The organism is Clostridium sp. (genome assembly GCF_034179595.1).
Taxonomy (GTDB): Bacteria; Bacillota; Clostridia; order Clostridiales; family Clostridiaceae; genus Clostridium.
This window is the reverse complement of sequence record NZ_JAXFPT010000024.1, coordinates 1-6,825: the sequence shown is the minus strand read 5'-3', so window position 1 is coordinate 6,825 and position 6,825 is coordinate 1. Positions and strand designations below refer to the sequence as shown.

Sequence of the window (6,825 nt, the reverse complement as noted above, 5' to 3'; positions counted from 1 at the left end):
CTCTTTAACATCTCTTCAACAGAGTCATGATAACTTACACGCCCTTCTAGTTTTTCCCTAATTGTTTCACTCATACTTTATGTCAATCTCCCTTCTATACCTAAATATTCTCTGTATAAAATCATTTAATATTATTTGTTTATTTTTTGATATTATTCATGGATTTATATTTTTTATTTAAGCTTTCAAGGATTAAATATTAATTAATGTAGATAATAAAATTAAAGATAAGGAGGTAGTTAAATGAAAGATAAAAATGGAAATCCTGTTGGTATATTAGCACATGTATTAAAAACTCATGTAACAGAATCTAATGAAGCAAATATGATAACTAATCTTAGTAAAGATTTAGATAAACTTAAAATTAATGATGATTTCTCAAATGAAGAAATATTATCTTATATGCATCCAAAATCACAAACAAATAAACAGACTATATTATCTAATGTACTTGATGCTTCAGATAATCATGATAAAAAATAAGATAGGCTATTTGCCTATCTTAGATTGAAATTTATTTTTTTAATTTTTCTTCTCCATTTATAAATACTCTTTTTATATTTATGTTTTCATCAAATAATACTAAGTCTGCATCATACCCTTCTTTAATAAGTCCTTTATGGTTATTTACTTTACAATATTTTGCTGGATTATAAGTAGCCATTTTTATAACTTCATGCAATGGAATATTGCAATGTTCATGAACATTTTTTATAGCTTTATCTAAAGTTAATACAGAACCTGCTAACGCTCCATTTTCAAGTCTTGCTACACCTGATTTTACATATACATCTTGATTACCAAGTTCATATTTACCATCTTCCATACAGCATGCCCTCATTGCATCACTTACTAAAAGAACATTATCTGTTGATTTTATCTTAAATGCAATTCTTAATGCTGGATATGAAACATGTATACCATCACATATTATTTCTGTTTTTATATCACTGTCAAATATAGCCCCAACAACACCAGGCTCTCTATGATTAAATCCTGACATTGCATTATAAAGATGAGTTGAATGTGAGACACCATATTTTATGGATTTAATTATATCTTCATAAGTTGCTTTTGTATGTCCTACAGAACATATAACTCCTTTTTTAGATATATATTCAATTAACTCATTAGCCCCTTTTACTTCTGGTGCTAAAGTAATTGAAGTTACTACATCTTCGCATCCATCAACCATTTTTTTATATTCTTCAATTGATGGTTTTAAAATATATTTAAAGTTTTGTGCACCTACAGCATCTAAATTTATAAATGGCCCTTCAAGATGTGCACCTAAAACATTTGCACCTAAGCTTCCCTCTTCCTTAACACTCTTTATAACTCTTAATGTTTTATTTATATCTCCTATAGACATTGTCATAGTTGTAGGAAGAAATGAAGTAGTCCCATGTTTCATTATTACTTTTGATATAGTATTTATAGAATAAGAAGTTCCATCCATAGTGTCATATCCACCTGCCCCATGAATATGAACATCAATAAATCCTGGAGAAAGATATAATCCTTTTGCGTCAATAATTTCATCATCATATTTTTTTGGATTTATCTTAGATATCTTTCCATCCTTAATAAGTATTGAACCATTTTTAATACCATCTTTAAATATAATCTTGCAGTTTTTTATTATCATAATACATCACCTTCAGTTCTAGAAGTCAAAATCCTTTAAGTTTTCCTTAATTTCTCTATCTATTATTAAAGTTACATCAGGATGCAAATTTAATATAGTTGCTGGATTCTCAGTAGTTATTTTAGAACTTAATAATCCCTCTATAGCTTTAACCTTACTTTTACCACAAGCTAATAATACTATCTTCTTAGCTTGCATTATCTTTCCTATTCCCATTGTTATTGCTTTTTTAGGCACTTCATCTAAAGAATCAAAAAATCTTGAATTTGCTTTTATTGTTTCATCTTTAAGTTCTACTACATGAGTATTTAAATCTAAATATTTATTAGGCTCATTAAATGCTATATGCCCATTATTTCCAACACCTAAAATTTGAACATCAATTCCTCCAATTTCATCAATTCTCTTATCATATTCCTTGCATTCTTTTTCTATATCTTCTGCAACACCATTTGGAAGAAATGTTTTGTCTTTATCAATATTTATATGATTAAATAGTTTATCATTCATAAAATATCTATAGCTTTCAGTATTATTTCCATCAAGCCCAATATACTCATCAAGATTTATAGTTGTTATTTTAGAAAAATCAATCCTTTTTTGATTATACCTATCTATAAGTTCCTCATATGTTCCGATTGGAGTTCCTCCTGTTGCTAATCCTAAAACTGCATTATTTTTTTCATCTATTACTTCTTCAATAATATCTGCTGCTGCCTTACTAAGCATATTATAATCTTCTGAAACAATTATTTTCATAACTTCTCATCCCCTATAAATTCTATTTTAAATAAATACCTTTTTTAATACTGCAATGCATGTTATTAATTTGCTTTTTTAAAGATAGATTTCATTGCTCTTTTTAATACATCAAAAAAACTTAATGAATATACCATATGATTTGGATCAACATAATTCCTAATAGCACGAAGTACTCTCTTTGCATCTTTAGATGCAAAGGTATAAGTCCCATTTCTCTTAGTTCTTATTGCATATCTTGGAATCCATTTTCCTTTAAATAAAACAGAGGCTATAACATAATCCACCTCTTCCCAAGGAATTTGAATATATTTACGTGGATTATTAGAATCATAAAATTCAAATGCTTTATTACCAATCATTATCTTTCCATAATCAGCAATACCTGTAAAAGCTGTTGCATCAATTGCTAAATCTACTTTTGTATTAAGTGACTGAATCATTTTTTTCTCCTTTTATCTATAACTTTATCTTTCTATTATTTAAAATTACTCTTTATGTTAATAAAAGCCTAGGCAAAAAGCCCAGGCTTAATAAACTATTACATTAATCCAATTAAATGGAACACAATTCCAAGTACAAATAATCCAAGGATTATTACAATTGGAGATACTTTTTTCTTAAGTAACCACATACAAATAAGTGTAAGTATTAATGCTGCAAGTCCAGGAATTAATGAGTCTAAGTTATTTTGTAATGTTGTAACTTTATCTTGAGTTAAAGACATTCCTGATGCTTGTTGTAGTAGGGCTTCTTTTATACCTTGTGCCCCTTGTGGAAGGCTATTCCAATCAATATAAGCACCTGGGCTTAATTGAACTTTTGATACTACTGGTGTAAATTTAACAGAAACCCATCTATTAACTAGTGAACCTAGAATAAACATACCAAGTATTGATGCACCTTTTGTAATATCTTGTAATAAGCTTCCTGATAAGTCATCTGTAATACGAGAACCTGCTTTATAACCAAATTCTTGTGTATACCAAGTAAATGCCATACGAATAATGTTCCATGCTACGAAGAAAATAATTGGACCTAGTAAGCTACCAGTCATAGCAAGTGAAGCACCTAAAGCTCCTAATATTGGTCTAACAGTAAACCAAAAGACTGGGTCTCCGATACCTGCTAAAGGTCCCATCATACCAACTTTAACACCTTGAATAGTTATATCATCTACTGGTGTTCCATTTGCACGTTCTTCTTCTAATGCTAATGTTACCCCAAGAATAGGTGAAGCTACATATGGGTGAGTATTAAAGAACTCTAAGTGACGTGTTAAAGCAGCTGCTCTATCTTCTTTAGTTTTATATAACTTCTTAATTGCAGGGATTAATGAGAATGCCCAACCACCATTTTGCATTCTTTCATAATTCCAAGATCCTTGAAGTAAAGTTGAACGCCACCAAACAGAAATACGATCTTTTTTTGTTAATTTCAAATCTTTTGCCATCTTCTTTTACTCTCCTTCCCTAATATTTATCGATGATATCCCCTAAAGGATCTCCAGTGTTTGTACCTGCTCCATTACCTGAACCACCTTTTTTAGAAAGTGCTAGGTAAATAAGAGCTAAAGATAAACCTATTGCACCAAGTCCTATAAGTGTAATTTCTGAAACAGTTGCTAATACAAAACCGATTGCAAAGAATGGCCATACTTCTTTTGTAGCCATCATGTTTATTACCATTGCGTAACCAACTGCTACAACCATTCCACCACCTATTGCTAAACCATCTGTTAACCAAGCAGGCATAGCATTAAGTAATTCACTGATTGGACCTGCACCGATTGCTAAAATTAAAGCTGCTGGAAGTGCTATACGTATACCTTGCATACAAACTGCTATAATGTGCCACATTTCAACTTTTCTAAAGTTACCTTCTTTAGCTGCTGCATCCATGAAATGAACGAATGCTGTTGCAATAGTACGACAAATAATTGTTAATAATAATCCAGCAACAGCTAGTGGAATTGCTATAGCGATAGCTGAAGATATTCCCGCTTGCCCTTCGCCACTAAGAACTAAGATAATTGCAGCTGCAACAGATGCTAATGCTGCGTCTGGTGCTACGGCAGCACCTATGTTTGCCCAACCTAAAGCGATCATTTGAAGACTACCGCCTAGGATTAAACATGGTATTAAATTACCTGTAACTAAACCTATTAAAGTACAAGCAACTAATGGTTGATGAAATTGGAATTCGTCTAGGATCCCTCCCATACCAGCTAAGAATGCAATAATAATAACTAATATTATTTGAATTATATTTAAATCCACTGTTATTAATCCTCCTTTTCATTAAAATAACTTATTTATATTAAATCAAATTATTTTAATTTATTTAATTCCTCTTGTGCTTTTTTAAGAATTTCATCCATATTTCCTTTTGTATCATTTGGAACTTTACGAACATCAAAATCTAATCCAGCTTCTTTAAGTTTATTAAAAGTGTCAATATCTTCTTGATTAAAAGCAAGTACCTTATTTGGTTGAACCTTACCTGGAGAGTGAGCCATAGAACCAACATTAACTGTCTTTATAGGTACTCCTCCCTCTACTGCTCTAAGTACATCTTCTGGGTTTTCAAAAAGAAGTAATGCACGCTGTCCTCCAAAGTGTTGATCATCTTTTGCAAGCTTAATCATTTGACTAACTGGAACAGTATGCGCTTTAACTCCAGGAGGAGCTGCTTGTTGAATCAATTTCTTACGAAGTTCATCTTTAGCTACATCGTCTGATACAACAATAATTCTTGTTGGTTTTACAGTTTTTGTCCAAGCAGTTGCTACTTGACCATGAAGTAAACGTGAATCAATACGTGCCAAAACGTATTCAAAAGAGCCAGGCGCACCTACATTGTTAGATTGTTGAACAGAATCTGTAGTAGCTTTAGTAGACTCTTCAGGTTCTAATGATTCAGGCTTAACTTTAACTCCTTCTCTAGCTGACTTTAGGATATTAGCAGCAATTTCTTGTGCTGATTCCATTGAGAAACGAGAAGCATAAGCTTCAATAACCATTGGTAAATTCATACCAGCTACGATTGCCCATTTGTCTTTATGTTCTTCAACTAGGCTATCTGCTTGGTTAAATGGTGTTCCACCCCATAGATCAACTAAGAATAAAACCTCATCTTGATTATCAAAGGAAGCGATTGCTTCTTTCATTTTTGCTCTAATATCATCAGGTCCTTCACTAGGCATTAACGTAACAGCTTGTACGTTTTCTTGTTCTCCAAAAATCATTGAACCAGATTGCAAAATGCCTTTAGCAAATTCACCGTGACTAGCAAGAATAATTCCTACCATAATATACCTCCTATTTTCATTTGCTACGATAAATTTATAAATAAGTTCTAAAAACTTATAATTAAAATTAATTTTTACAAATCAATTTTAATTATCTATACCTATATTATTAGCAAATATTGTGCCAATAAAATGTATTAAGCCCCTTCAATGTGCTTAAAGCTATGTAATTCAATGATTTTACTTTAATTTCGTCTATTGAAATCTTTTTCTTTAATACACTTTAATTATTTTTTGATACTGTTCTTTTTAGTTTCAAGTTGTTTTGATATACTTATTTAAACATTTAATCCTTATAACAAATTTCATTCTCATTTAGCATGATGTTCAATATATTATTCGTTTTATCAATAACTTTTATTGTGGTTTTATTTAATATATTTCTATAATTTCCTATATTAAACTGTCCAGACAATAGCTTTTTCAATAGCACATCCTATATAAATACTTAATCTAATACTTATAATGTTATTAAATTTTTTATTTAATTGTTGTTATGATACACTTATGCTTTAATTAATACACTGATAATTTTATTATTAATCATAGCTATAATCTCTTTTAGCTTTAACATCTAATAAGAGGTTTTCTAAAGATAAAAAAAGGTTGTAGTTTAAACTACAACCTTTAACAATCTAAAATTATCTTCTATTTTGTTCTTTTTTAGCTCTTCTACAAGATATACATCTTGTTGGCTCATTTGTGAATCCTTTTTCTTTATAGAATTCTTGCTCTCCTACTGAAAATACGAATTCACTTCCACAATCTCTACATTCTAATGTTTTATCTGTCATAAACATTCCTCCTAAAATTAAAGATTCTAAATTGATATAATAATCTCTAATTTTCGAGAAACTATTTACCTAAATGAAACTTTTTTTGTTAGCATCTTTGCTACTCATTTATAATAACATACTATTTATTTAATTGCAACCTTTTTCTATTATTTTTGTAAATAATAAAAATTTAATAAAATTTTTTCCAAATAATATCTAATTAAATCTATTTAATATCCATATTGAAAATATTGTATAAGCGAAGTAAGGTTCCTATTGAAGAAGTAAATACAATAAACTATACTTTTTAGTAGATTAGTTACAGATAAATT

The 6,825-nt window shown here is 29.8% G+C and carries 8 protein-coding genes; 1 reads left to right on the top strand and 7 read right to left on the bottom strand.

Annotated elements, in window-relative coordinates; all coding sequences use genetic code 11:
- Positions 1–243: 243 nt before the first annotated feature.
- Positions 244–483: a hypothetical protein gene (locus SPJ33_RS02970; RefSeq protein ID WP_321116491.1), complete on the top strand. Its 240-nt coding sequence runs from the start codon at positions 244–246 to the stop codon at positions 481–483.
- Positions 484–514: 31 nt separating this feature from the next.
- Here SPJ33_RS02970 and nagA read toward each other — a convergent pair whose 3' ends face one another.
- From nagA to SPJ33_RS02935, 7 genes are all read right to left on the bottom strand, one after another.
- Positions 515–1,648: an N-acetylglucosamine-6-phosphate deacetylase gene (nagA, locus tag SPJ33_RS02965; RefSeq protein ID WP_321116490.1), complete on the bottom strand. Its 1,134-nt coding sequence runs from the start codon at positions 1,646–1,648 to the stop codon at positions 515–517.
- 18 nt (positions 1,649–1,666) lie between these two features.
- Positions 1,667–2,407, bottom strand: a complete 741-nt coding sequence (nagB, locus tag SPJ33_RS02960; RefSeq protein WP_321116489.1) for a glucosamine-6-phosphate deaminase — start codon at positions 2,405–2,407, stop codon at positions 1,667–1,669.
- Positions 2,408–2,472: 65 nt separating this feature from the next.
- Positions 2,473–2,850 (bottom strand): DUF956 family protein, encoded by a 378-nt coding sequence (locus tag SPJ33_RS02955; RefSeq protein WP_321116488.1) that lies wholly within the window; start codon positions 2,848–2,850, stop codon positions 2,473–2,475.
- A 98-nt stretch (positions 2,851–2,948) separates the two neighbouring features.
- Positions 2,949–3,860: a PTS system mannose/fructose/sorbose family transporter subunit IID gene (locus SPJ33_RS02950; protein ID WP_321116487.1), complete on the bottom strand. Its 912-nt coding sequence runs from the start codon at positions 3,858–3,860 to the stop codon at positions 2,949–2,951.
- A gap of 19 nt (positions 3,861–3,879) precedes the next feature.
- Positions 3,880–4,686: a PTS mannose/fructose/sorbose transporter subunit IIC gene (locus SPJ33_RS02945; RefSeq protein WP_321116486.1), complete on the bottom strand. Its 807-nt coding sequence runs from the start codon at positions 4,684–4,686 to the stop codon at positions 3,880–3,882.
- 50 nt (positions 4,687–4,736) lie between these two features.
- On the bottom strand, positions 4,737–5,717 hold the full coding sequence (locus tag SPJ33_RS02940; protein WP_321116485.1) for a mannose/fructose/sorbose PTS transporter subunit IIA: 981 nt from the start codon (positions 5,715–5,717) through the stop codon (positions 4,737–4,739).
- Positions 5,718–6,358: 641 nt separating this feature from the next.
- Positions 6,359–6,511, bottom strand: coding sequence for a zinc-ribbon domain-containing protein (locus SPJ33_RS02935; RefSeq protein WP_039312227.1), 153 nt, complete (start codon positions 6,509–6,511; stop codon positions 6,359–6,361).
- Between the last annotated feature and the right edge of the window lie 314 nt (positions 6,512–6,825).

Excerpts from the sequence above, each read along its gene's own strand:
- nagA (WP_321116490.1), bottom strand. The coding sequence starts at position 1,648 with ATGATAATAAAAAACTGCAAGATTATATTTAAAGATGGTATTAAAAAT.
- SPJ33_RS02970 (WP_321116491.1), top strand. The coding sequence starts at position 244 with ATGAAAGATAAAAATGGAAATCCTGTTGGTATATTAGCACATGTATTA.
- nagB (WP_321116489.1), bottom strand. The coding sequence starts at position 2,407 with ATGAAAATAATTGTTTCAGAAGATTATAATATGCTTAGTAAGGCAGCA.
- SPJ33_RS02940 (WP_321116485.1), bottom strand. The coding sequence starts at position 5,717 with ATGGTAGGAATTATTCTTGCTAGTCACGGTGAATTTGCTAAAGGCATT.
- SPJ33_RS02950 (WP_321116487.1), bottom strand. The coding sequence starts at position 3,860 with ATGGCAAAAGATTTGAAATTAACAAAAAAAGATCGTATTTCTGTTTGG.
- SPJ33_RS02955 (WP_321116488.1), bottom strand. The coding sequence starts at position 2,850 with ATGATTCAGTCACTTAATACAAAAGTAGATTTAGCAATTGATGCAACA.
- SPJ33_RS02935 (WP_039312227.1), bottom strand. The coding sequence starts at position 6,511 with ATGACAGATAAAACATTAGAATGTAGAGATTGTGGAAGTGAATTCGTA.